General features: G+C 70.7%; 19 protein-coding genes. 7 read left to right on the top strand and 12 right to left on the bottom strand.

The annotated features are described in order from the left end of the window. Positions 1 to 38: 38 nt before the first annotated feature. From ABZX22_RS28305 to ABZX22_RS28280, 6 genes are all read right to left on the bottom strand, one after another. Positions 39 to 1,325: a hypothetical protein gene (locus tag ABZX22_RS28305; RefSeq protein ID WP_354914386.1), complete on the bottom strand. Its 1,287-nt coding sequence runs from the start codon at positions 1,323 to 1,325 to the stop codon at positions 39 to 41. A gap of 42 nt (positions 1,326 to 1,367) precedes the next feature. Beyond that, positions 1,368 to 2,534 (bottom strand): glycosyltransferase, encoded by a 1,167-nt coding sequence (locus tag ABZX22_RS28300; protein ID WP_354914384.1) that lies wholly within the window; start codon positions 2,532 to 2,534, stop codon positions 1,368 to 1,370. A gap of 94 nt (positions 2,535 to 2,628) precedes the next feature. Continuing rightward, positions 2,629 to 3,984 (bottom strand): MFS transporter, encoded by a 1,356-nt coding sequence (locus ABZX22_RS28295; protein ID WP_354914382.1) that lies wholly within the window; start codon positions 3,982 to 3,984, stop codon positions 2,629 to 2,631. Continuing rightward, positions 3,981 to 7,514 (bottom strand): MMPL family transporter, encoded by a 3,534-nt coding sequence (locus tag ABZX22_RS28290; protein ID WP_354914380.1) that lies wholly within the window; start codon positions 7,512 to 7,514, stop codon positions 3,981 to 3,983. Before ABZX22_RS28290 ends, ABZX22_RS28295 begins: the two co-directional genes overlap by 4 nt. After that, a complete protein-coding gene (locus ABZX22_RS28285) occupies positions 7,507 to 9,132 on the bottom strand; it encodes a fatty acyl-AMP ligase (protein ID WP_354914378.1) in 1,626 nt (541 codons plus the stop codon). The genes ABZX22_RS28290 and ABZX22_RS28285 overlap by 8 nt, the downstream gene beginning before the upstream one ends. A gap of 121 nt (positions 9,133 to 9,253) precedes the next feature. Beyond that, a complete protein-coding gene (locus ABZX22_RS28280; RefSeq protein WP_354914376.1) occupies positions 9,254 to 9,889 on the bottom strand; it encodes a hypothetical protein in 636 nt (211 codons plus the stop codon). Between the two features lie 63 nt (positions 9,890 to 9,952). Here ABZX22_RS28280 and ABZX22_RS28275 point away from each other — a divergent pair, with 63 nt between their 5' ends. The 7 genes from ABZX22_RS28275 to ABZX22_RS28245 all read left to right on the top strand — a co-directional run bounded on the left by ABZX22_RS28275 (position 9,953) and on the right by ABZX22_RS28245 (position 16,511). Continuing rightward, positions 9,953 to 10,579 (top strand): helix-turn-helix domain-containing protein, encoded by a 627-nt coding sequence (locus ABZX22_RS28275; protein WP_354914374.1) that lies wholly within the window; start codon positions 9,953 to 9,955, stop codon positions 10,577 to 10,579. Positions 10,580 to 10,651: 72 nt separating this feature from the next. Beyond that, positions 10,652 to 11,812 (top strand): homogentisate 1,2-dioxygenase, encoded by a 1,161-nt coding sequence (locus tag ABZX22_RS28270; protein WP_354914372.1) that lies wholly within the window; start codon positions 10,652 to 10,654, stop codon positions 11,810 to 11,812. Beyond that, entirely contained in the window at positions 11,809 to 12,567 is a 759-nt protein-coding gene (locus ABZX22_RS28265; protein WP_354914370.1) for a hypothetical protein, read from the top strand. The genes ABZX22_RS28270 and ABZX22_RS28265 overlap by 4 nt, the downstream gene beginning before the upstream one ends. Beyond that, a complete protein-coding gene (fahA, locus tag ABZX22_RS28260) occupies positions 12,567 to 13,664 on the top strand; it encodes a fumarylacetoacetase (protein WP_354914368.1) in 1,098 nt (365 codons plus the stop codon). The genes ABZX22_RS28265 and fahA overlap by 1 nt, the downstream gene beginning before the upstream one ends. A 52-nt stretch (positions 13,665 to 13,716) precedes the next feature. Then, positions 13,717 to 14,883, top strand: a complete 1,167-nt coding sequence (locus ABZX22_RS28255) for an Ig-like domain-containing protein (RefSeq protein ID WP_354914366.1) — start codon at positions 13,717 to 13,719, stop codon at positions 14,881 to 14,883. Between the two features lie 124 nt (positions 14,884 to 15,007). Beyond that, positions 15,008 to 15,439: an NfeD family protein gene (locus ABZX22_RS28250; protein ID WP_354914364.1), complete on the top strand. Its 432-nt coding sequence runs from the start codon at positions 15,008 to 15,010 to the stop codon at positions 15,437 to 15,439. A 4-nt stretch (positions 15,440 to 15,443) separates the two neighbouring features. Then, complete coding sequence (locus tag ABZX22_RS28245; RefSeq protein ID WP_354914362.1) at positions 15,444 to 16,511, top strand: SPFH domain-containing protein; 1,068 nt, start codon at positions 15,444 to 15,446, stop codon at positions 16,509 to 16,511. Positions 16,512 to 16,564: 53 nt separating this feature from the next. On the opposite strand, the gene ABZX22_RS28240 is transcribed toward ABZX22_RS28245, so the two are convergent. The 6 genes from ABZX22_RS28240 to ABZX22_RS28215 all read right to left on the bottom strand — a co-directional run bounded on the left by ABZX22_RS28240 (position 16,565) and on the right by ABZX22_RS28215 (position 24,325). After that, complete coding sequence (locus tag ABZX22_RS28240; RefSeq protein ID WP_354914360.1) at positions 16,565 to 17,977, bottom strand: DUF234 domain-containing protein; 1,413 nt, start codon at positions 17,975 to 17,977, stop codon at positions 16,565 to 16,567. Between the two features lie 161 nt (positions 17,978 to 18,138). Continuing rightward, entirely contained in the window at positions 18,139 to 19,308 is a 1,170-nt protein-coding gene (locus tag ABZX22_RS28235; protein WP_354914358.1) for a Gfo/Idh/MocA family oxidoreductase, read from the bottom strand. Positions 19,309 to 19,338: 30 nt separating this feature from the next. Next, complete coding sequence (locus tag ABZX22_RS28230; RefSeq protein WP_354914356.1) at positions 19,339 to 20,964, bottom strand: hypothetical protein; 1,626 nt, start codon at positions 20,962 to 20,964, stop codon at positions 19,339 to 19,341. A gap of 25 nt (positions 20,965 to 20,989) precedes the next feature. Beyond that, positions 20,990 to 21,871: a carbohydrate ABC transporter permease gene (locus ABZX22_RS28225; RefSeq protein WP_354914354.1), complete on the bottom strand. Its 882-nt coding sequence runs from the start codon at positions 21,869 to 21,871 to the stop codon at positions 20,990 to 20,992. Then, positions 21,868 to 22,830, bottom strand: coding sequence for an ABC transporter permease subunit (locus tag ABZX22_RS28220; protein ID WP_354914352.1), 963 nt, complete (start codon positions 22,828 to 22,830; stop codon positions 21,868 to 21,870). The genes ABZX22_RS28225 and ABZX22_RS28220 overlap by 4 nt, the downstream gene beginning before the upstream one ends. Before the next feature lie 361 nt (positions 22,831 to 23,191). After that, complete coding sequence (locus tag ABZX22_RS28215) at positions 23,192 to 24,325, bottom strand: ROK family protein (RefSeq protein ID WP_354914350.1); 1,134 nt, start codon at positions 24,323 to 24,325, stop codon at positions 23,192 to 23,194. Positions 24,326 to 24,355 lie beyond the last annotated feature (30 nt).

Below are 24,355 nucleotides of genomic sequence, written 5' to 3'. Positions count from 1 at the left end.
GATGGAGTCTACCCCAAACTTGGAGTCGACTCCATGATTTAGCCGACGGCCAGGTAGACCTGGCCGAACACCTCGGCGTACTTCTTCAGGTCCGTCGCCACGTCCACCTCGGGCGTCGCCGGGTTGTACAGGGTGGCCAGGCGCGGCTTGACCTCGCTCAGCCTGCGCAGCTGCTCCCAGGTCGGGTTGGCGGCGAGCTTGTCGCCGAGCACCCGGTTCACCGCGCCCTTCGGGTCCTGCCAGCGCGTCCAGAGCGTCACCGTCTCGGCCGCGTCGGACTGCAGCGGCGTCGCCACCCGCTCGGTGATCGTCTTGAGCGCCTGCTCGGCGGTCAGCTTCGAGGAGCCGGGAGCGGTGAAGACCGCGTCCTCGGCGCCGATCGTGCCGTAGGCGTCCCAGGCGCGGGCCCTGACCTGGATCCACTGGTTGCGCTGGGCGGTGGGGCCGTCGATCTTCCAGGTGGCGTACTCGGTGGCCAGGTGGCCGTTGTCGAGGGAGAGCTGGTCGACCAGGCCCTTGGACAGCCAGGCGCCGACGCGGTCGGGGTCGAGCAGCGGGTACTTCTTGCCCAGCTCCGTCTTGCACTCCTCGTTGGCCCCGCAGCCCAGCACCGGCACGACCGTGTGCAGGGCGAGCTTCCTGCCGGGCACGGCGTCACGCAGCGCCGCAGCGGCCTCGGTGACGAACCTGTCGATCTCGTCGGCCGCGGCGAACGTCTGGTTGTAGCCGAGCTGCGAGGAGAACCTGATGCCCACGGCGCCCTGCTGCATCGCCAGCGCGCCGACCCGCTTCACGGCCTCGGCGAGCTTGCCGGCCTTCCAGTCGTCGGCCAGGTCGGTGTCGATCCAGACCCGCAGCCCCGCCTCGGCGGCGGTCTTGACCGCCTGCCCCTCGGCGGTCTCGGCGGCGGTCTTCACCTCGGCCGCCGACAGCTCGGCGGGATCGACGTAACAGTCCTTGGCACCGCCCTGGCACTCGGGCGTGCCGCCGCCGTCGTTCTCGCCGGCGGGGTCGGGGTCGCCCACGTCACCGGAGGTGCTGTCGCTCGGCGGCTCGACGCAGGTGTTGCCTTCCTCGGTGCAGTCGATGATCGGGGTGTCGATCGGCCCGGCGTTCCTCATGTTCTCGCCGTCGTTGTCCAGCCAGAACCGGGCGATGTCGGCGGCCTCCTCCGGCGTCGCCATCCACCTGCAGACGACGTACGCGGGGGTGTCGCTCGACATCAGGTCGTTGCAGCTCCTGGGGTCGTTGTCCGACCAGGCGGGGACGCCGATGCCCAGCAGCGAGAGCGCCAGGCCGATGACGAAGATCTTCCGGAAACGCATGTCGCCTACTTCGGGGGTGATCAAAGGTGGGCAAGTAGCACACTATCTGGACACTTCTAAGAGATCTACCGCTTGCCGCACCCCGTCTTCCACGCGCAGTCGAGCGGCCAGTCGAGGATTCGGTACGGCACGCAGCACCCTGGCCGCCAGCGCCTCTGCCGTGAGGCGCCGGACCGGCAGCGGCGCGGGACCCGCCCGCAGCGCGGCGACGCGCGCCCCCCAGAAGTGCTGGTCGGCGAAGAACGGGCAGACGACCGTGGGCGCGCCCGCCGTGAGGCTCGCCGCCGTCGTGCCCGCCCCGCCGTGGTGGACGACCGCGGCCATGCGCGGGAAGAGCGCGGCGTGATCCACCTCGTCGACCGGCAGAACCGTGGCCGAACGCGCCACGCCCAGGCCCTGGACCACCGCCCTGACGCCTGCCAGCCTGAGCGCCCGCTGCACCAGCGGGGCGAGCCCCTTGGGCGGGCGCATGCTGCCGAACCCGACGAACACCGGCCTCGGCCCCTCCTCGACGAAGGCCGCGACATGCTCGGGAAGGGGTCCGGGCGGGAGCCGCCAGTAGCCGGTGAGGTGGACCCTGGCGGGCCAGTCGCGCGGCCGGGGCACCACCAGCGGGCTCACCGCGCACAGCACGGGCACCTCCCGCTCCCGTCTCGCCGGCCCGAGCCCGAACACCGTGCGCCGCAGCCGGTTGACCATGCGGCCGAGGACCAGCGAGGTCAGCCTGTCGATCAGGGCGTAGCTGGCCCGGTTGCCCCAGCCGCCCAGGGTGCGCGCCGGGACGAGCGGGTTGGGGAAGGCGGCCGTGGGATGGCTGGGCTGGAAGTGCAGGAGCCGGTACGGCATGCCGTACCGGTCGGACAGGTGGGCGCCCATGCCGCCGAGCGCCGGGGACAGGACCAGGTCGGCGGCGCGGGCGGCGGCGTCCACCTCGACGACGAGCTTCTCGGCGAGCGGCTCGACGACCCGTTTGAAGCCGGAGACGAAGCCGAGCGGGCCGCTGCGCAGCCATGCCTGGCCCTCGTCCGAGTCGAGCACGGCCGCGGGGTCCACGCTGAGCGGCGCGAGCGTGAGGCCGTCCATCAGCGGCGCGTAACGCGGGGCGGCGACGACGGTGACGTCATGGCCGCGGGCGCGCAGCCCCCGGCCGAGCGCGACGCACGGCTGGGTGTCTCCCCTCGACCCGAACGCCAGGATCGCGACCTTCACGGCAACCCCACCCTCCCTCTCGACGACAGGCCCGCCCCGACGGTGCCTTGCCCGTCACGGCAGCGTCGCCAGGCCGACCACCGCGCCTTACCCGTCACGGCAGCGTCGCCAGGCCGACCACCGCGCCTGCCAGCACCAGGCCCGCCGCCACCAGCAGCCCCGCGGAGTACCCCGCGGCGAACGTCCCCGCGCTCTGCACGATCACCCCGATCGCCGCGATCCCGAACAGCCCCGAGATCTCCCTCCCCACCGTGAAGACGCCACCGGCGACCCCCGCCCTGCCCTCCGGCACCGCCGCCAGCACCGCCGAGCCCAGCGGCATCGTCAACGCCGACCCGATCCCGATCGCGCACACCGCGGGCAGCAGCTCGCCCCACCCGTCGCCCGGCCCGAGGAAGGCGACCGCCGCCATCCCCGCCGCCACCAGCGTCAGCCCCGCGGCCACCGTCCTGCCCGCCCCCAGCCGCCGCTCCACCAGCGGCACCAGCGGCGTCACCGCCACCACCAGCACGGCCAGCGGCACGAACGCCACCCCCGAGGCGGTCGGCGAGAACCCCAGCACCCCCTGCAGGAAGATCGCCGTGTAGAAGAAGACGCCGTTCACGCCGAGACCCCACAGCACCTGCGCCACCACCCCGCCGGTGAAGGACCGGGCGGCGAACAGCGCCGGATCCACCATCGGCTCGGCCGCCCGCCGTTCGACCACGACGAACGCCACGGCCCCCGCCACGCACGCCAGCCCCGCCCCGACGATCACCGGCGCCGTCCAGCCGTACTCCGCGCCGTGGATCAGCGCGAACGTCCCTGACGACAGCACCACCGCCGAGGCCGCCACGCCCGGCAGGTCCACCCGCGCCGCGCCCCGCTCCCTGCTCTCGGGGACGACCGCGACGGCCAGCGCGGTCACCGCCGCCCCGATCGGCACGTTGATCAGGAACACCCATGTCCAGTGCGCGTGCTGGCTCAGGTAGCCGCCCACCAGCGGCCCGAGCGCCAGGGCCGCCGCGCCCGACGCCATCCACACCGCCACGCCCGCCGACCGCTGCCGGTCGTCCTTCCCCGCGAGTACGGCAAGCGTCGCGGGCAGGATCAACGCCGCGCCCACGCCCTGGACCAGCCGGGCGGCGACCAGCAGCTGGATCGTGGTGGCGAGGCCCGCCGCGAGCGACGCCCCGGTGAACGTCACCAGGCCCGCGACGAGCGCCTTCCTGCGCCCGTACACGTCGGCGAGCCGGCCGCCCGCGAGCATCAGTCCTGCGAAAGTCATGATGTAGCCGGTCGCCACCCACTCCAGCGCGGCCAGCCCCGCGCCGAGATCCGCCCTGATCGTGGGGAGGGCGACGGTGACGACCGTGTTGTCCAGCGTGGTCACGAACCCGGCGAGGGCGACGACCAGGAAGAGCGGCCAGATCCTGGAGCTCCGGCCGGCGCGGACCGCGACCTGAGTCACCCGTCCACCTCCTGCCAGCTCCAGCCGGGACCGTCGGGGCTCGCCCTGACGACCCTGGTGCGCGGCTCGACCTTCACCCAGGTCAGTCGGGGTTCGGGGATCTTCGGCTCGTCCGGCTCCGCCGCCCCGTCGTGAGGAGGGGCCGCAGGAGGAGCCGCCGGAGGGTCCTGGCGAGGGTGCCGGCCCGGCTGCGGGCGGGGCCTGCGGGGGGCGGTGGTGCCGGGGTACGGGTTGATCCCCCGCTTGCGCCGCACGCCTTTCCCCTGGAGAGCGTCGGCCCCCGGGAGCACGGCGGGACGAGGGCTGGGGTCGGTATCGATACCGAACAACGGGCCGGAACGAGGGCTGGGGTCGGTATCGATACCGAACAACGGGGCGGGACGAGGGCTGGGGTCGGTGTCGGTCCCGAACAGCGGGCCGGGGGCGAGCACGAGCCCCGGATCCGTGTCCAGCGCGGTCACCGCCGGAGCCTCGGCCCCCGGGCCACCCGGCGTCCCCGGCACAAGACCCCCCAGCGTGCCCACCCCCAGCCCACCGGGCGCCCCCGACATCAGGCCACCCGACGTGCCCATCGCCGTCCCACCCGAACACCCGGACACCGCACCAGCCGACCGGGCACCCGAAGAACCGGACACCAGACCCGCCGACTCGGAAGACGCGGACACCATGCCAGTCGACCCCGAAGAACCGGGCATCGGACCACCCCGCCCTGCCCCCGGCGAATCGGGCGCCGCGCCGACCGGCCCTCCCGGCACGGCTCCGGCCGAAGCACCGGGTGCTGGGCTGGTCGAAAGGCCGGGGCGAGAACCGGCCGGGCGCTCCTCCTCGTCGGCCCAGTGCCAGCCCGGCCCGTCGATGTTGGGCCGGACGACACGCCGGCTCCTCCGCCCGCCGGCCTCCGCCCCACTCCGCCCGGAAGCACCCTCGGCCCTGGGCACCTCGGGCATGCTGTCGGGCCCAGGCCGGCCGGACACACCGGAACCGGACCTGCCTGACGAGCCGGGTGCAGGCGGGACAGGAAGGGCGGCACCCGCCCCCTGGGGCACGGGAGCCGGGAAAACCTCCGGCCGGGGCGAAGTACGGGTTGGGGAGACGGTGGGGTTTGAGGAGACGCCGAGGCTTGCGGAGATGCTGCTGGGGGTTGGGGAGACCGCCAGGATCGGAGGGGCGGTGGCGAGGGCGCGGGGGGTGGGCGCGGGAGGCACGGCGGCCCGCGAGCGGCGGGACCCGGGGACCGCGGCGGGGGCCCGGGAGGCCGCGGCGCGAGGGTCGGTGGCAAGCGCCCGCGAGGCGGTGGCGCCGGCCGTGGCGGCGCGGGGGCCGGAGGTGGGCGGGGGCTCGTCGGGAAAGTGTTCCCGCAGCTCGATCCGCCGGTGGAGCCCGCGTAACGGACCGGGCAGCCACCAGTTGGCCGCGCCCATCAGCCGCATGGTCGCGGGCACCAGCAGCGCCCGCACCAGCGTGGCGTCCACCACGATCGCCACGAACATCCCCACTCCGAGCAGCTTCACGATCGTGATCCCGGCGGTCGAGAAGGCCCCGATGACCACCAGCAGCAGCAGCGCCGCGCTGGTGATGATCCCGCCGGTCTTCTGCAGCCCGGCCGCGACCGCCGCCGCGTTGTCCCCGGTCCGCAGCCACTCGGCCCGCACCCGGGACAGCAGGAACAGCTCGTAGTCCATCGACAGCCCGAACACCACCGCCAGGATGAGCACCGTGACCGTCGCCTCGATGGTGCCGGTGGGTGTGAAGCCGAGGAGTCCGGCCAGGTTGCCGTACTGGAAGGCCCACACGATGACCCCGAAGGACGCGCCGATCGACAGCACGTTCATCAGCAGGGCCTTCACCGGCAGCAGCAGCGAGCCGAACGCCGCGAACAGCAGGACGAAGGTGGCCCCGCACACCACCAGCGCCATCCACGGCAGGGTCGCGGCGAGACTGTCGACCAGGTCCATCTGCGCGGCGGTGGGCCCGCCGACGACGACCGACCTGATGTTCGGCTCGGGCGTCATCGATCTGATCAGGGTGACGAGCGACCGCGCGGAGTCGGACATGGGGTCGCCGTCGTAGCGGACGGCCAGCCGTACGGCGCCGTTGTCCGGGGAGAAGCCGGTGACGTCGACGCCGGTGACGCCGGGCAGGCGGCGCAGGCGGTCGGTGAAGGGTTTGACGTCCGAGGGCAGCACGGGTGTGAGCGGGCTGACCACGGTGTGGCCCTGGCCGAGCGGGCCGGGCAGCAGCGGCTCGGCCTCCTGGAAGTCGCGCTCGACGAGCACGTGGACATCGACGGCGGCCATGGAGTTCCGGGCGAAGGAGGTGTCGACGGCCTCGGCGACCTGGCGGCTCTCGGCCCGCGGCGGCAGCACCCGGTGGTCGACGTTGCCGAACTTCACGTCGACGAACGGCAGCGCGAGCGAGATCAGCACGGCTGTGACGCCGACGAGGTAGAGCAGCGGGGTGCGCATCACGCTGGAGGCGACGGCATGCCAGGCCCCGCCGTTCCGCGGCCCGCCGAAGGAGGGGGTGATGCGGAGCGCGTCGACCTTCCGCCCGAGGATCCCGAGAACGGCGGGCAGGACGACGAGCGCGGCGACCATCGCGACGAGCACGACGGCGGCGGCGCCGAGCCCGATGGAGCGCAGGAACATCTGGGGGAACAGCAGCAGCCCGAGCAGCGCGGTCGCCACGGTGAGCCCCGAGAAGGCCACGGTCCTGCCGGCCGTGGCCATCGTCGCCACCACGGCCGCCTCGGTGGACGTCCCGCGCCTGATCTCCTCGCGGAAGGCGCTGAGCACGAACAGGGAGTAGTCGATCGCCAGGCCCAGCCCGAGCATGGTGACGACGTTCAGCGAGAACACCGACACGTCGGTGACCTCGGTGAGCAGCCGCAGCAGCACCAGCGCGCCGAGCACCGACAGCAGCCCGACGAGCAGCGGCAGCCCGGCGGCGACCAGGCTGCCGAAGACCAGCACGAGCAGCACCAGCAGCACGGGCATCGAGATCGCCTCGGCCCTGGCCAGGTCGGCGCCCGTCTGGGCGTTGAGGTCGTCGAGCAGCGGCACCGCGCCGCCGATCTTGACGGACAGCCCTTCGACGGTGCGCAGCCGCTGCTCGACGGCGGTGTAGGCGCGCTGCTTGTCGCCCTTGAGCGTGATCAGCGCGTAGGTGGAGCGGCCGTCCCGCGAGATCATCGTGGCGGAGCGGGAGGTCCAGTACGTCGTCATCCGCCGGACGTAGGTGGCCGGCAGGCGGCGCAGCGAGTCGTGGACGGCCTTCCTGTACCTCCGGTCGCGGGCCGGGACCGTGGGGTGGGTGTAGAGCACCACCACGTCGGGCGAGTTCCCGCTGTACCACTCGTCGTTCCAGGTCGCCGACGTGGTCGACTCGGCCGCGGGGTCCTCGAACCCGCCGTCGGCCATCCGCCCGAACAGTTCCAGGCCGAAGGGCGCGACGAGGACCGCGACGGCCACGCTCAGGACGAGGAGCGTCCAGCGGCCGCGGTAGACCAACCGGCCGAGCGACTCAAACAAGCGCGCCCTCCAGGTAGGCCTGCCGGCAGGCCCGCCGGGCGATCTTCCCGCTGGAGGTGCGCGGCACCGCGCCCGCCGCGACCAGCACGACCTCGGCCGCGACCTCGTGGCCGCGGGAGATGGCGGCGCGGACCTCGCGGACGACGCTCTCGTCTGTGCGGCCCGCCCGCGACCGCTCGGCCACGACGACGAGCCGTTCGGTCTCGGCGCCCGGCACCGCGAACGCGGCCACGTGTCCCTTGCGCACGCCGTCGGAGGCGTCCTGCGCGGTCGCCTCGATGTCCTGCGGGTAGTGGTTGCGCCCGTCCACGATCACCAGGTCCTTGACGCGGCCGGTGACGTAGAGCTCGCCCTCGTGGATCACGCCGAGGTCGCCGGTGCGCAGCCAGCCGTCCGCGAAGACCTCGGCGGTGCGCTCGGGGTCGCGCCAGTAGGCGCGGGCCACGTTCGGCCCCTGCACCAGGATCTCCCCCACGTGCCCGTCACCTGGGGAGTCGATCCGCACCCGCTGCCCGGTCGGCTTTCCGCAGGAGACCAGCGTGCTGGCGACCCCCACACTCCCCTCACCGTCGTACGGCACGGCCCGCCCCTCCGCCAGGGCGTCCCTGTCGAAGTCGGTGACCAGCGGCGGCGCGTCGATGGAGCCCGCCGTGACGAAGACCGTCGCCTCGGCCAGGCCGTACCCGGGGGTGTGGGCTTCGGGCCGCAGGCCGTACGGCGCGAAGACGGAGGTGAAGCGGGAGACGGTGGCGGGTCGCACCGGCTCGGCCCCGTTGAGCATGACCCGCACCCCCGACAGGTCGAGCCCGTCGAGGTCGGCGGGGTCGCTCGCCCTGGCGGCGGTGTACTCGTAGGCGAAGTTCGGCCCGCCGGTGTAGACGTCGGCGTGGCCGGACAGCAGACGCATCCACCGCGTCGGCTTCATGACGAACGCCACGGGGTCCATGAACACCGCCTGGTTCCCGCCGACGATCGGGCAGGCGATGATCGCGATCAGTCCCATGTCGTGGAAGAGCGGCAGCCACAGCGCGGCGACCGAGGTGCGGGGCCTGGCGCCGAAGGCCTCCCACAGCTGGGCGGCGTTGGCGCCGAGGTTGCCGTGGGAGATCTCCACTCCCGCGGGGGTCCTGGTCGAGCCGGAGGTGTACTGCAGGTAGGCGAGGTCGCCGGGGCCGATCGGCTCGTCCTCCCACTCGTCGGCGAGCAGGTCGGAGACCGTGTCGACGGCGATGACGGCCTTGGCGGGGGGCAGCCGGTCGGCCGGTGTGGCGCTGGTGGTGAGCACGACCACGGGGTCGGCGTCGGCGTAGGCGAGGGCCAGCCGCTCGGCGTGGCCGGGCAGGTCGGGCGAGAACAGCGGCACGGCCACCACCCGGGCGTACATCGCGCCGAGCATGGCCACCACGTATTCCAGGCTCTGCGGCGCGAGAACGGCCGCCCTGTCGCCGGGTGCGCAGACCTCGCGCAGCCGTACGGCCAGCGCCCGCGCCTTGCGGTCGGCCTGCCGCCAGGTGAGCGTGCGGGCGCGCCCGTCGCCGAGGTGGTCGACGAAGGTGTAGGCCGGAGCGTCGGGGATCTCCCGCGCCCACCGGGCGACCCGGCCGATCAGAACGTCCATGCCGAAAGTCCCCTCGCCGCTGACAGGGACCTAGCAAATTACGGCAGAAAGCCCTGCGATTCTTGCCAAAGGCCTGCACATTCCGCGACCGGTCTTGTTACCGGCGTGACAACCCGCCGGGCTAGGCGATGATGATCCGGACGACGATGCCCGAACAGTCGCTCGCCACGCAGACCTGGACGGGGACGGTGTAGACGCCGGGCTTCTCCGGTACGCCGCCCACGTGCCCGTCCGGCCCGATGGTGACGCCCGGCGGGAGCTGGCGGGGGTCGATGACGGTGAAGGTGGGCAGCACGCCGCGCGGGGCGCCCTCGATCTCGATCTCGCTGTCCATCATCACGTGCACCCGGCCGGGGAAGGTGAGCTGGGTGGGCGACCACGACACCCTCGTGTGCACGACGAGCGTGATCGGCTCGCGGGTGCAGGTGTCGCCCTTGCAGATTTTGAGGGTGGAGGTGTAGGTGCCGGCCCGGTTCGGCGTGCCGTACAGGAAGCCGATCTCGGAGATCCCGACGCCGGGCGCGACCTCTTTGCGCTGGAAGTAGTAGCCGCTGTCGACGGTCAGGACCCGCTCGTCGACCTCGACTCCCTCGGTGACGTGGAAGATGTTCTCGACGAGCAGCTGGGGACGGGTGTGGTTCTGCATCACGGGGGTGTCGCGGACCATGGAGACGGGTTGCGTGCTCACGGAGGGAAGGAGAGGAATGGCCGCGAACACGGCCGCGATGGCCGCGAGCGCCAGCCATTTCAACTGCATGACGCATTACCTACCCTTTCGCCGGTCGGCGTCACACTCCGCACACGCGGACATAATCAGGACATGGCTGAATCCGCCCAGACGCTTGAACGCGGGCTCCACCTGCTCAGACTGCTCGCCGACGGCCACGGCGGGCGCACGCCGACCGAGCTCGCGGCCCAGCTCTCGCTGAGCCGTCCGGTGGTCTACCGGTTGCTGACGTCGCTGCAGAACGAGGGCTTCGTCCGGCGCGACCGCGAGGGAAGGGCGCATCTCGGCTACGGCGTGCTGGTGCTGGCGCAGGCCGTGCAGCCGCTGCTGAGGGCGGCGGCGCTGCCGACGCTGCGCAGGCTGGCCGAGGAGGTCGGCGCGACGGCCCACCTCACGGTGGCGGAGGGTGACGACGGTCTCGCCGTCGCCGTGGTGGAGCCCTCGTGGACCAACATGCACGTCGCCTACCGGGAGGGCGCGCGGCATCCGCTCTCCAGGGGCGCCGCGGGGCAGGCGATCCTGGCGATGCGTTCGGGCGAGGCCGGGTATCTCGTCACGGAAGGGCAGTTGCAGGAGGGCGCGCGCGGCGTGGCCGCTCCGGTCACCGGGCTGCCGTGGCTGGAGGCGTCGGTGGGCGTGGTGACGTTCGGTCCGCTGGACGAGCGGGTCGGACCCCGGGTCGTCGAGGCCGCGAAGGAGCTCACCGTCGCGCTCGGTTGACATCTTCGCCCTGATAAAGGACCGTGAATACGGATAGAGGACACTATTGTCCGATAAACGGACGGAGTTGCGATGCCGTACTACCGCCAGGTGGGCGAGGTCCCGCGCAAGCGCCATGTGCAGTTCAAGCGCCCGGACGGCGGGCTGTACGCGGAGGAGTTGATGGGCGAGGAAGGCTTCTCGTCCGACTCGTCACTGCTGTACCACCGCTACCTGCCGACCGCCATCATCAAGGCGGAGGCGGTCGAGTCGCCGCTGCCACTGGCCACCTCGCCCAACCTGCCGCTGTCGCCGCGGCACTTCCGCACCCAGGACCTGACGAGCGCGGGCGACCTGGTCAGCGGGCGGATGCTGCTGTCGGCCAACAACGACGTCCGATTGTCGTACGTCACGACGGACCAGCCCAGCGAGCTCTACCGCAACTCCAAGGGCGACGAGTGCGTCTACATCCAGCAGGGCACCGTCCGCTTCGAGTCGACCTACGGCGCCATCGAGGCGGGCGAGGGCGACTACGTGGTGATCCCGACCGGCACGATCCACCGCTGGGTCCCGTCGGGCCGGGTCAACGCGCTGGTCATCGAGGCGTCCGGGCACATCAGGCCGCCCCGTCGCTACCTGTCGCAGTACGGCCAGTTCCTCGAGCACGCCCCCTACTGCGAGCGCGACCTCAGGACGCCGCAGGAGCCGCTGCTGGAGGAGGGCGAGGAGGTCCCCGTCCTGGTGCGCACGCGCGGCGGGCTCACCCGGCTGACCTACCGCCACCACCCCTTCGACGTGGTCGGCTGGGACGGCTACCTCTACCCCTACGCCTTCAACATCGACGACTTCGAGCCCGTGGTGAAGAAGACGCACGCGCCGCCGCCGGTCCACCAGACCTTCGAGGGGCCGGGATTCGTGGTCTGCTCGTTCATGCCGCGGCCGCTCGACTTCCACCCCGAGGCGGTGCCGATCCCCTACAACCACCACAACGTCGACTCCGACGAGTTCATGTTCTACGTGGGCGGCGACTACTCCGCGCGGGCCGGCTCCGGCATCGACGTCGGCTCGATCTCGCTGCACCCCGCCGGCTTCACCCACGGCCCGCAGCCCGGCGCGGTCGAGGCGGTGATCGCCGCGGGCGCCACCCATACCAACGAGATGGCCGTCATGGTCGACACCTTCCGCCCGCTGGACCTCGGCGAGGGCGCCCTGGCGTGTGAGGATCCCGCCTACGCGTGGACGTGGGCCCGATGAGCGCCGTCGATCCCGGCACGCCGCGGGTCCGGACGGCGCTGTTCTCCGCGCTGGTCGACGACGCGGGCCTGTTCCCGCCGACGTCGCTGCACATGGACGAGGCGGTCGCCCGCCACCAGCGCGACCTGGAGTCGGGCAACCCCGTGCTGACCCACCGCTTCCTCTGCCCGACCAGCCGGATCGACGGCCTGCGCCGGCAGGAACAGCAGCCGCAGCTGGTCGGCCTGATCGTCGACACCGAGACCGTGCCCGACTTCTCCGACCTGCCCGTGGACTTCGTCGAGAGCACCGCGGTGCTCCAGGTCCCCGAGCACGTCAGGTTGTTCGTCGAGACGCACCCGAGGCACATCTCCCCCGTGCCGCACGGGGTCGGGCTCAAGGTCCGCTGCGGCGGCATGACCGCCGACGCCTTCCCGTCGGTCGGCGAGCTGTCCGAGTTCATCAGCTACTGCGCCGAGCACGACCAGCCGTTCAAGGCCACCGCCGGGCTTCACCACGCCGTGCGCCACTTCGACCCCTCGCTCGGCGTCGACCGGCACGGCTTCCTCAACCTCGTCCTCGCCGTCTGCGCGGCCGTCGAGAAGCGCGACCCGTTCCGGGTGCTCGGCTCCACCGACGTGGGCGACCTCGTCCGGCAGGCGCAGGCCGTACCGGAGGACGTGGCCCGGCAGGCCAGGCGGATCCTGGTCAGCTACGGTTCGTGCAGCACGGCGGCGCCCGTGGAAGACCTGAAGACTCTCGGATTGGACGGCTGATGAGCTGGGGACTCGACAACCTGCCCTACGGGGTCTTCTCGCGTGCGGGCCAGGCGCCCCGCGTCGGTGTGCGGTACGGCGACGCCGTCCTCGACCTGGCCGCCGCCCTGCACGACGAGGTGTTCGCCACCGGCTCGCTGAACGCCTTCATGGCCCGCGGCCACCGGGCCTGGCGTGACACGCGCGCCCTGATCGTCGAGAAGCTGTCGACGGACCGGTCGATCACCGGACCGCACCTGGTGCCGCTCGACCAGGTGACGCTCCACCTGCCTTTCGAGGTCGCCGACTACGTCGACTTCTACTGCTCGATCGAGCACGCGTCGAACCTGGGCCGGATGTTCCGCCCCGACGAGGAGCCGCTGAAGCCGAACTGGCGGCACCTGCCGGTCGGCTACCACGGCCGGGCCGGCACCGTGGTCGTGTCGGGCACCCCGGTCACCCGCCCGCGCGGGCAGCTCGGGGCCGGCAGGTTCGGGCCGACCGCGAAGCTGGACATCGAGGCGGAGCTCGGCTTCGTCGTGGGCTCGCCCGAGGGTTCCTCCTTCGAGGAGCGCGTCTTCGGGGTGACGCTGGTCAACGACTGGAGCGCGCGCGACATCCAGGCCTGGGAGTACGTGCCGCTCGGGCCCTTCCTCGGCAAGTCGTTCGCCACCTCGGTCTCGGCGTGGGTGACGCCGCTGGAGGCGCTGCCCAGGCTCGCGGGCCGCGCGCAGGATCCGGCGCCGCTGCCGTACCTGGAGCGCGAGGGCGACTGGGGGCTGGACATCGCGATGGAGGTCGAGCTGAACGGCGAGATCGTCTCGCGGCCGCCGTACCGGAACATGTACTGGACCCCCGACCAGATGCTGGCGCACATGACGGTGAACGGCGCGAGCCTGAGGACCGGCGACCTGTTCGCCAGCGGCACGGTCTCCGGCGAGAGCCCGGACACGCGGGGCTCGTTCATCGAGCTCACCTGGAACGGCGCGGAGCCGCTCAAGCTGGGCGACGGGCAGGTCCGGACCTTCCTGGAGGACGGCGACACCGTCACGATCCGCGCCACGGCGGGCGACATCAGTTTGGGGGAAGTGTCGGGAACCGTCACCCGGAGTGCCTGACCGCTCACTCCTCGCTAAACTCTGGAGGCTTCCCCCGGAGTGAAGGAGTGAGATGCGCAGCGCCCTCCTGCGGCTCACCGTGCTGCTGTCGCTCGTCTGCGGCTGCAGCCCGGTGACGGCGCGCCTGCCGCAGCCCGCCGCACCGGTGGTCACCGTCTCGCCCGCCCTCGGCGACAACCGCGCCAGGCCCGACAAGGGCCTGGTCATCAAGGTCAGGGGCGGCAAGCTGAGCAAGGTCGAGGTGCGCGCGGGCGGCACGGCCGTCCCCGGCAGACTGGACGCGACGGGCACGGTGTGGCGCTCGACCTGGACCCTCCCGCCCGGCGTGGAGCACGTCGTGACGGTCAGGGCGGCAGGCCCGGACGGCCCGCCCGCGCTGACCGTGGGCCGCTTCCGCACCCGCCCCGCCGAGCACACGGTCAAGGTGGCCTCGGTGTCGCCGCTGCCCGGCGAGACCGTCGGCGTCGGCACGCCGATCATCGTCACCTTCGACAGCCCCGTCCGCGCCAAGGCCGCCGTCGAGCGTGCCCTGGAGGTGCGTTCCACCAAGCCGGTCCAGGGCGCCTGGCGGTGGGTCAGCGACACCCAGGCCGTCTACCGCACCCGGCACTACTGGCCGGCCCGGCAGCGGGTCGCGGTCATCGCCCACCTCGCGGGCGTCAGATCCGCCCCCGGCGTGTACGGCAGCGCCGACCACGCGCTCACCTTCGCCGTCGGCCGCAAGCAGACCAGCACCGTCGACACCGTCACCCACCAGATGGTCGTCCGGCGCGACGGCCAGGTCGTGCAGCGGATGGCGATCAGCGCCGGCATGGGCACCACCCGGGAGTACACCACGACCAGCGGCATCCACCTGACCATGGAGAAGGGCGACCCGGTCAGGATGGTCTCGCCCGGCAGGAAGAAGGGCGATGACGGCTTCTACGACCTGCTGATCGACCACGCTGTGCGGATCTCCAACAGCGGCGAGTACGTCCACGCCAAGAACAACGTCTGGGCGCAGGGGCGGCGCAACGTCAGCCACGGATGCGTCAACGCCCGGCCCGACCAGGCGGCCTGGTTCTACGAGACGTCGCTGCGCGGCGACCCGGTCACGATCACCGGCACGTCGCGGGAGCTGGAGTGGTACAACGGCTGGGGCTACTGGCAGCTGCCGTGGGAGGCGTGGGCCGAGGGCAGCGCCCTTGGCAGACCCGGATCGCCCACCGCTCTCCGCTGACCCCGTCACGACATGTCCGCGTAACCGGACCGCCGAAAGCTGCCATGCCGGTAATCAAAGGATTACCGTAGAGACGGAACCCCTTTGGGACACGGGCCCGTTCTCCTTCCAGGAGGGCCGGAGTATGGATGATTGGGTCATCTGGATAATCCTCGCCGTCGTGCTCGGCCTCGCCGAGATCTTCTCTCTCACCGCCGCTCTCGGCCTGCTCGCCGCCGCCGCTCTGCTGACGTCGTTGACGGCGGCCATCGGACTGCCCATCCCGCTGCAACTCCTGGTGTTCACCGCCGCGTCGGCCGCGGGCCTGCTGGTCATCAGGCCGCTGGCCATGCGCAGCATCCGGCAACCCCCGCGGCAACGCTTCGGCGTCGAAGCGCTCGTCGGCAAGCCCGCGCTCGTCGTCAGCGAGGTGAGCGCCCACTCCGGGCTGGTCCGCATCGGCGGCGAGGAGTGGACCGCGCGGGCCTACGACGACACGGTGGTGATCCCCGCCGGAGCGACCGTCGACGTCATCGAGATCGAAGGGGCCACCGCCCTCGTCTACCCTCGGGAGTGATCATATGGCGCTACTCATCGCGGGTCTGGTCGTCGCGCTGTTCGTGGTGTTCACCGTGCTGCGTGCCGTACGCATCGTGCCCCAGGCACGCGCGCGCAACGTCGAGCGACTGGGTCGCTATCACCGCACCCTGAAGCCGGGCCTGAACTTCGTGATCCCCTACGTCGACCGCGTCTATCCCATGATCGACCTGCGGGAGCAGGTCGTCTCGTTCCGGCCGCAGCCGGTCATCACCGAGGACAACCTGGTGGTCGAGATCGACACCGTCCTCTACTTCCAGGTCACCGATCCGCGGGCGGCCGCCTACGAGATCGCCAACTACATCCAGGCGGTCGAGCAGCTCACGGTGACCACACTGCGCAACGTCGTGGGCTCCATGGACCTGGAGAAGACGCTCACCTCCCGCGACACCATCAACAGCCAGCTGCGCGGCGTCCTGGACGAGGCCACCGGCAAGTGGGGGCTGCGCGTCAACCGCGTCGAGATCAAGGCCATCGACCCGCCCAAGACGATCAAGGACGCGATGGAGAAGCAGATGCGCGCCGAGCGGGACAAGCGCGCCGCCATCCTGAGCGCCGAGGGTCAGCGCCAGTCGCAGATCCTCACCGCCGAGGGCGACAAGCAGGGCGCGATCCTGCGCGCCGAAGGTGAGCGCACCGCCGCCATCCTCAAGGCCGAAGGCCAATCACGCGCCATCGACCAGGTCTTCCAGGCCGTCCACCGCAACGACCCCGACCCCAAGCTGCTCGCCTACCAGTACCTCCAGGTGCTGCCGCAGCTCGCCCAGGGGCAGGGCAACACCTTCTGGGTCATCCCCAGCGAGGTCACCTCGGCCCTGCAGGGCGTCTCCAAGGCGTTCACCGAGGCGCTGCCGCGGTCGGCGGCCACCCAGGAGATCTCTCCTGACACCTCCGAGGCCGAGGAGGAGATCGCCCGTGCGTCCGAGGCGGCCGCGGAGGCCGTCGCCGACGCCCGCGAGGCCGAGCACACCTCGGGGCCGCGCCAGCTACCCCCCAGCATCCCCGAGCCCAGCCCCTTCCCCGACCTGGAGAAGGACCGCCAGCAGGCGTGACGCGACGAGGGGCCGATCGTGGCCCCCCGTCGCGCGAGCCGTCATGCCGACGCTCAGCCCCACGCCTGGATGAGATCGTCAGGCCCGTACTGCGCCGCCAACCCTCCTGCGGTCACCCCCGCCCTGGACGCCGCGACCATCGGCAGAACATCGGCTCCTGCGATGGCTCCCTGAGCGCGTGCGAGCGCGACAAGGTCATGGTTGTCGAAGGGTCGATCTTCGAGCCATTTGATGGACCCGACGAACGACAGCCGCTTGGCGATCGGCCCCCGGTCCGCGCCCACCAGATCGACCTCCACATCGTTCGTGCGAGTCCAGTACGCGCCCACCTCCGCGACGTGCGGAAACCGGTCATCAGGCAGCAACCTTGCCAGCGCCTCACGTACGACCGGCTCCACGGCTCGCCCGCGCCACGAGGTCCAGCCGTCCCTGATGCGGCGGACCACTACATCTGACCTGTCGCGTTCCAGCAGGGGTAGAGCAGGTTCCAGAAAGCGCGCCCAGAAGCGCAGATAGGGGTCGGTAACCCGGTACCTCTTCTCTCTGGAAGGGCGCAGGCTGAGCGGAAGCTCCGCCACGATCACGCGCTTTCGCGTGAGGAGATCAAGAGAACGGGTCGCCGTGGCGGCCGAAAGACCGCCCGACGCGCGCGAAATGTTGGTGAAGCTCCTTTCGCCTGCCCCGATGACTCCGAGGACGTCCTTGGCAATGGCCTGCCTGGGGAACTCCGCTGCCAAAGAGCGTTCGGCAGACACGAGCAAGGGCGAGGTGGGATCGCGCAATTCACGCTCGACGAACGTCCACAGGTCCTCCCCGGGCAGCCAGGCGGCGCAGATCAGCGGAAGGCCGCCGGTCACCAGCCAGGCGTCGAATGCCTGGGCCGCCGGAAGGCCGACCATCCGCCCTACCTCCTGTGGAGTAAGAGGGCCGACCTTCATCTCCCTGCCTCGCTGGTAGAACGGACGACCGTAGGTGGTGAGCGCTTCCATCACTGACAGATCAGAACCGATGAGGATCAGCAGGACAGGCTTGCACTCGAAATAGCGGTCCCACGCTCGCTGGAGCGTCCCCTCGAACCCGGGATCGGCCTGTGCGAGGTAGGGAAGCTCGTCAATCACCACCATGGTGGCCGTGTCGTCGGGCAGTATCTGGCTCAGCAGATGAAACGCGCCGTCCCACGTGGCCAGCGGCGTCTTGGCGACCAGGTCGCGTCCCGGCAGCGTAGAAGCGGTCACGTCACGGCGGAACTGGTCCAGTTCCTGATCTACAGGGACGCCGCTGGCGGTGAAGTAGAGGACCGGCACACCTGCGGTCCGTGCGAACTGCTCAACCAGGCGTGACTTACCTACGCGGCGCCTGCCACGCATGATCAGGCATTGTCCGGGATGTGACCCACCCACCTGGACTCGATCAAGGTGACGACGCAAGAGAGCCAGTTCCTGCGTCCGACCGATGAATTCCACCATCGCATACTCTCATCAATGTTACTAACATGAATGTTAGTTTCATGGATAAGTGTAAGGGCGCGGCGCGGGGTGCCCGCCGCAGCCGCTCCGAGTCGCAGGCGCGAGCAGGCGGTCGCCCGGCCGTCATGAAGACGGCCGGGCCGCTCCACGCGGCGGGTCGGTCAGGCCTGGCCGCGGTCGAAGTAGGCGATCAGCTCAGGATCGAGCGCCGGCACGTCGTACGGCGTGCCGCCGTCGCGCAGCGACATCGTGGCCATGTAGCCCGCCGCGACGCTCATGCGGGCCGCCACCGGCGAGGTGTCGGTGACGCCGCCCTCCCGCACGAACCTGTTGAACTCGCCGATGATCTCGGTGTCCGCGCCACCGTGCGAGCCCTTCGCCTCCGGCACCCGGTAGGCGATGTCGCAGTCGTCGCGGTAGGACGTCGGCCCGGTGTTCCACACCTTCACCGTGTCGCCGGGGCCGTCGCCGAAGTTCTCCAACCGGCCCTCGGTCCCGATGACGGTGTAGTTGCGCACGTAGTCGGGGCTGAAGTGGCACTGCTGGTAGGCGGCGATGATGCCGTTGTCCAGCCGCATGTTCATGACCGACACGTCCTCCACGTCGATGACGTGGTGGAGGTTCCTGCGCTGGGTGGGCGGCCACTCGAACTCCTTCAGCCAGCCGTCCGGCCGAGGGGTGTCGGGCGCGCGCCGCGGCAGGTCGCCGTACAGCATCAGGTCGCCGAAGGCGTTGACCCTGGTGGTGTAGCCACCGGCGAGCCAGTGGATGACGTCCAGGTCGTGCGCGGCCTTCTGCAGCAGCAGGCCGGTCGTGCGGGAGCGGTCGGCGTGCCAGTCCTTGAAGTAATAGTCACCGCCGTAGGACACGAAGTGCCGCACCCAGATGGTCTTCGGCTCGCCGATGATCCCCTTCTGGATGATGTCGCGCATCAGCCTGACCACGCCCATGTGGCGCATGTTGTGCCCCACGTACAGCCTGGTCCCCGTCCGCCGCGCGGCGCGCAGGATGTTGTCGCAGCCCTCGACCGTGATGTGCAGCGGCTTCTCCAGGTAGACGGCCTTGCCCGCCTCGAGCGCGTCCACCGCGATGCGCTCGTGGGTGTCGTCGGGCGTCATCACGATGACGGCGTCGAGGTCCTTCCTGTCGAGCAGCTCGCGGTAGTCCTCGGTGAGGATGTCCGCCTCGAACCGCCCCGCCTGCCGCTTGAGCACAGCCGGGTCGGAGTCGCACAGCGCGGCCACGACCGACCCCTTGCCCGGGCGGTGCGCCGACAGCGCCAGGCTGGTTCGCAGCCCGAGGCCGATGACTCCGATGCGCAGGTCTTCCACTTCTGTCCTTTCCTTGACGTACGGCGGGGCTCAGCCCTTGGCGATGGAGGCCTCGTACTCGGCCTTCATCGCGGCGCCGCCCTTGTCCATCCACTTCTTGACGAAGCCCTGCCACTCCGACAGCGGCTTGCGGCCGGTGACGAAGTCGACGATCGCGTCTGACGCCATCGTGCTCAGTTCGCCGTTCTTCTGCGTGTAGGTGTCGGAGAAGTGGCCCGTCGTGACGCGCGGCTGGAGCATGGGCGCGACCTTGGTCTCGAAGTCGTGGATGAGCTTGGTCCGCTCCGGCTGGCCGGGCAGGAACAGCGCGGACGGCGAGCCGATCACGAACTGCAGCGGCTGCACGGTGGTGGGCACCTCGGCCTTGCCCTTGTCGGTGAAGCTGAGGTCGCCGTCCTTCTTGGTGAAGTGGGTGCCCTCGACGCCGAAGTTGACGAGCTGGTACTCCTCGGTGCCGAACGGCGCGGCCAGGTAGTTGAGCACGCCGAGCAGCGTCTCGATGCGCGCCTTGTCGACCTTGTTGCTGATGGCGGTGAAGCCGACCGAGCCGAGGCCCGCGTTGTAGACGGGCTTGGAGGACGGGGTCGCGGCGAACGGCACGATGGCGCCGAGGTTGTACTTCTGGGTCTTGGCGTCGTTGAGGAAGCCGGGGAAGGACTCGACGTAGGCGCCGATCTGGCCGTTGGCGACCTTGTCCTTGATGGTGGCCAGGGCGGGGTCGGGCCAGAACAGGTTGGCCTGGAAGCACTTCACCGCCAGCTCCAGCGCGGCGAGGTACTCCTGCGTCTCGAACTGGTGGGTCAGCTTGCCGCCCTCCAGCTTCCACGTGTTCGGCGCGCCGTACCAGTGGCTGAACATGTGGACGTGGTTGTAGTAGGACGGCTCGAGCGGATACTTGTTCTTCTTGACGTCGAGCAGCTGCTTGGTCTTCTCGAGGAAGTCGTCGGCGCTGGTGAAGGTGGCGCCGCCGACCGGCTGCCAGTAGTCCTGGTTGACCAGGAAGACCTGGCCGAACTTGCTGTACGAGACGGCCACGCCGTACAGCTTGCCGTCGGTGACGGCCGACTTCCACGCCACGTCGCCGAGGTTGGCCAGGTTCGGGTACTTCTTGATGGCGTCGCCGCTCAGGTACGACGTCAGGTCGTGGAACTTGGCGGCCAGCAGCTCGGGCACCCGCTGCAGGCCCTGGTTCGGCGGGAACCACACCAGGTCGGGCAGGTCGTCGCTGGCGATGATGGCGTTGAACTTGTCGGGGTAGCCGTCGCCGACCACGATGTTCATGTCCCACTCGGCGCCCAGCGCCTTGTTGAGCTCCTGGAGGTAGGCGCTCTGGCCCGGTGCGGGCGGCGCCACGTCCCAGGTCTGGGTGAGCGAGGTGATCTTCTTGCCGTCGCCGGGCGGGGCGGCGACGGACTTGACCAGCTCCGTGGGGTACTTCAGGTAGGCGGGGTCCTGGCCCGCGTCGATCGGCAGGTCCGGCGTGGGGATCTTCGCGGCGGTGTAGGTCGGCAGCGCGAGCTTCTTCGACAGCTCGGCGCCGCCCTTCTTGACGCCTGCCGCGCCGCCACCCTCGCCCCCGCAGGCGGCGAGGCCGGCGACGGTGGCACCGGCCAGCGCGAGTCCGAGGAAGCCACGGCGGGACATGGTTGTGGACATGTGTTTCTCCTGGAAAGGGTGCGGTTCAGCCCTTGATGGCGCCCGTGAGGACGCCCTTGGTGAAGTACTTCTGGAGGAAGGGGTAGACGAGCAGGATCGGCACCAGCGCGATGACCAGGACGGCCATCTGCACCGAGGCGGCGGGCAGGTCCCGCACGATGGCGACGTCGGAGCCGGTGGCCGAGGTGCCGCGGAAGATGAACTGCCGCAGCACGACCTGGATCGGGTGCTTGGACTGGTCGTTGATGTAGAGGATCGCGGTGAAGAAGGTGTTCCAGTAGGAGACGGCGTAGAACAGGCCGACCACCGCGATCACCGCCTTGGACAGCGGGATCGCGATCCGCCACAGCATCCGCCACTCGGTGCAGCCGTCCATGCGGGCCGCCTCGAACAGCTCCTCGGGCAGGTTCTGGAAGAAGGCCCTGACCACCACCACGTTGAAGGCGTTGACCAGCACGGGCACGATCAGCGACTGGTAGGTGTCGATCATGCCGAGCTCCTTGACCATGAGGTAGCTCGGGATCATGCCGGGGGTGAACAGGAACGTGGCCAGCACCATCAGCAGGATCGGCTTGCCGCCGAGCAGGCCCCTGCGCGAGAGCGCGTAGCCGAGGAAGACGGTGCAGATCAGGCTCAGCGCGGTGCCGGTCAGCGTGATGCCGATGCTGATCAGCACCGACCTGGTGACCGCGCCGCCCGACAGGATCAGGCTGTAGGCCTCGAAGGTCGGCTGGGAGGGGAAGAGCACGTAGCTGCCGCCGTTGGCGATGCTCTCCTCCCGCCCCATCAGGCTCGTGCCGACGGCGAGCCCGAACGGGTACAGCACGGCCACCACGACCGCGGCCAGCACGACGAACTTCAGCGCGCGCCCGGCGATCGACGGGCGCTCCATCCATGGCGGCCTCACCGGTAAATCCCCTGCTCTCCGAAGCGGTGTGCGAGCTTGTTGGCCGCGTAGATCAGCGCCGCGCCGATGAGGCCCTTCATCAGGCCTGCCGCGGTGCTCATGCCCCAGTCGCCGTCACGGATGCCGTGGTAGTAGACGTAGGTGTCGATGACCTCGGCGGCGCCGGCGCCGACCGCGTCCCGTTGCAGGACCATCTGCTCGAAGCCGACGGACAGGATGTCGCCGAGGCGCAGGATCAGCATCATCAGGATGACCGAGCGGATCCCCGGCAGCGTGACGTGCCAGAGGCGGCGCTTCCAGTCGGCGCCGTCGATCGCCGCGGCCTCGTACTGGTTCAGGTCGATGGCGGTGATCGCGGCCAGGAAGATGATCGTGCCCCAGCCGCAGTCCTTCCAGATCACCTGGGCCGTGACGAGCAGCTTGAAGGTGTCGGGGTTGGACATCAGGTTGCCGATGGTGATGCCGTGGGAGTTCAGGAACCCGCTCACGGTGCCGGCGCCGCCGATGACCTGCTGGAACATCGCGACCACCACGACCCACGACAGGAAGTGGGGCAGGTAGACGACCGACTGGATGAAGCGCTTGATCCGGTGGCCGACCAGCGAGTTCAGCAGCAGGGCGAGCGCGATGGGGGCGGGGAAGTACAGCAGCAGCTGCAGCGCGGTGATCTCCAGCGTGTTGCCGACGGCGGACCAGAACTCCGGCTCGGCCAGCAGCGTCGCGAAGTTCTCCAGGCCGACCCACGGGCTGCCGGAGATGCCGAGGAAGGGCGCGTAGTCCTTGAACGCGATGACGTTGCCCAGCAGCGGGACGTAGTAGAAGACGGCGAAGTAGAGGACGCCGGGCAGGCACAGCGCCAGCAGCGTCCAGTCGCGTCTCAGCCGGTCGCGGATGCTCCGGCGGTGGGAGTGGACGTCCGTCTGGGCATCCACCAGGGGGGTTGCCGTGGATGCGACCACGTCTCACCTCCAAGTCGGAACGGGTTGCCGTGAGGTTAGCGCCCATTTATGAAAGTTACTAGGGTAAACCTCACATTTATGCGCAGTCGTGCCCCAGGATTGCCGTCATGGGGCACGCATCCCGCTCCTGTTAAGCAACCTCTCAGGAGAAAGCGGCTACCTGGATGATCTTCCGCCGCATCACGACGAAGCGGTGCGCACCTCCCAGGCGAAGGGCATCACCAAGGCCGCGGCGCCGACGGCCGCCACGCTCCCGCGGTGGACCCACTTCCTCGACAGCCGGAACCGGATCACGGTGAGGACCGGCGTGATGGCCGGCAGCACCACCGCCGGCGTGGCCGCGTGGCCCGATAAAGACGATCTACGAAAAGAGCACGGCGTCGCCGTGGTTCAGCGCCATCCGCGCCGCGCCGAGCGTGATCGACTCGCTGCCCAGCTCCGACGCCACCACCCTGGGCGGGTAGAGGCAGGCCTCGTCCAGGTAGCTCTGGATCGGGCCGACCAGCAGATCGCCCGCGGTGGACAGGCTGCCGCCGACCACTACCATCTCCGGGTCGAGCGGGTTGACGATGCTGATCAGGCCGCCGGCCAGGTGCCGGGCGAACCTCGAGACCGCCTCCGCGGCCTGCGCGTCGCCCGCGCGGGCCCTGGTGATGGCGAACTCGGCGCTCTGCCTCGTGGACCTGAGCTCACCCGGCTCCACGGCCATGGCGTAGTCGAGGACGTGCCTGAACGCGGCCCAGTGGTCGCCCGCCTGCACGCCGATCTCACCCGAGGCCGCGTTGGCCCCCCGGTACGGCACCCCGCCGATGAGGAAACCGAGACCCAGCCGGTCGCCGGTGAACAGGTAGACGACGTTGCTCCGGCCCTGGGCGGCCCCCCGCCAGTGCTCGGCCAGCACGGCCAGCCGCATGTCGTTCTCGACGAGGATCGGCGCGGGGATCCCCTTCTCCAGCTCGGCCCGCAGTTCCACACCCGTCCACCCGGGCAGCACGACGCTCTTGACCACCCGGCCCTCGCCGTCGACCACGCCGGTGGTGCCCACCCCCACCGCCACCAGCCCGGACGGCTCGCGCCCCACCTCCGCGGCGGCCCTGAACACCAGGTCGCGCACCAGGGCCAGCCGCTCGGCCGGGGCCGCGTCGCGCGGCAGCGGCTCCCTGCAGGAGGCCAGGATCGTGCCCCCGAGGTCGGCGGCCATCGCGCGGACGCTGGACGAGCCGATGCCCACGCCGACCACGTGCCCCGAGGAGGCACGGAAGCGGTAGCGGCGCGCGGGCCGGCCGCGCTGCCGGTCGCCCTGCTCCTCCTCGCACTCCTCCGCCCAGCCGTCGCCGAGCAGGTCCTCGACGATGACCTCGGCCGTCGGGCGCGAAACTCTCGCGGCCCTGGCGAGCTCGGTCAGCGTGGCGTCTCCCGCTCCCCGCATGGCGCGCAGGATCGCCGCGGAGTTGAGCTTCCTCAGGAGGGACGCGTCACCGCTGACCTGTCTCATGGTGGGTCATTCTACTTTGACAAGGTTCTT

Source organism: Nonomuraea sp. NPDC003804 (genome assembly GCF_040610675.1).
Lineage (GTDB): Bacteria > Actinomycetota > Actinomycetes > Streptosporangiales > Streptosporangiaceae > Nonomuraea.
The sequence above is the reverse complement of the archived record's forward strand: the minus strand, read 5'-3'. Positions and strand labels throughout refer to the sequence as shown.

Excerpts from the sequence above, each read along its gene's own strand:
- ABZX22_RS28305 (WP_354914386.1), bottom strand. The coding sequence starts at position 1,325 with ATGCGTTTCCGGAAGATCTTCGTCATCGGCCTGGCGCTCTCGCTGCTG.
- ABZX22_RS28285 (WP_354914378.1), bottom strand. The coding sequence starts at position 9,132 with ATGGACGTTCTGATCGGCCGGGTCGCCCGGTGGGCGCGGGAGATCCCC.
- ABZX22_RS28280 (WP_354914376.1), bottom strand. The coding sequence starts at position 9,889 with ATGCAGTTGAAATGGCTGGCGCTCGCGGCCATCGCGGCCGTGTTCGCG.
- ABZX22_RS28275 (WP_354914374.1), top strand. The coding sequence starts at position 9,953 with ATGGCTGAATCCGCCCAGACGCTTGAACGCGGGCTCCACCTGCTCAGA.
- ABZX22_RS28270 (WP_354914372.1), top strand. The coding sequence starts at position 10,652 with ATGCCGTACTACCGCCAGGTGGGCGAGGTCCCGCGCAAGCGCCATGTG.
- ABZX22_RS28265 (WP_354914370.1), top strand. The coding sequence starts at position 11,809 with ATGAGCGCCGTCGATCCCGGCACGCCGCGGGTCCGGACGGCGCTGTTC.
- fahA (WP_354914368.1), top strand. The coding sequence starts at position 12,567 with ATGAGCTGGGGACTCGACAACCTGCCCTACGGGGTCTTCTCGCGTGCG.
- ABZX22_RS28255 (WP_354914366.1), top strand. The coding sequence starts at position 13,717 with ATGCGCAGCGCCCTCCTGCGGCTCACCGTGCTGCTGTCGCTCGTCTGC.
- ABZX22_RS28250 (WP_354914364.1), top strand. The coding sequence starts at position 15,008 with ATGGATGATTGGGTCATCTGGATAATCCTCGCCGTCGTGCTCGGCCTC.
- ABZX22_RS28245 (WP_354914362.1), top strand. The coding sequence starts at position 15,444 with ATGGCGCTACTCATCGCGGGTCTGGTCGTCGCGCTGTTCGTGGTGTTC.
- ABZX22_RS28240 (WP_354914360.1), bottom strand. The coding sequence starts at position 17,977 with ATGGTGGAATTCATCGGTCGGACGCAGGAACTGGCTCTCTTGCGTCGT.
- ABZX22_RS28230 (WP_354914356.1), bottom strand. The coding sequence starts at position 20,964 with ATGTCCACAACCATGTCCCGCCGTGGCTTCCTCGGACTCGCGCTGGCC.
- ABZX22_RS28215 (WP_354914350.1), bottom strand. The coding sequence starts at position 24,325 with ATGAGACAGGTCAGCGGTGACGCGTCCCTCCTGAGGAAGCTCAACTCC.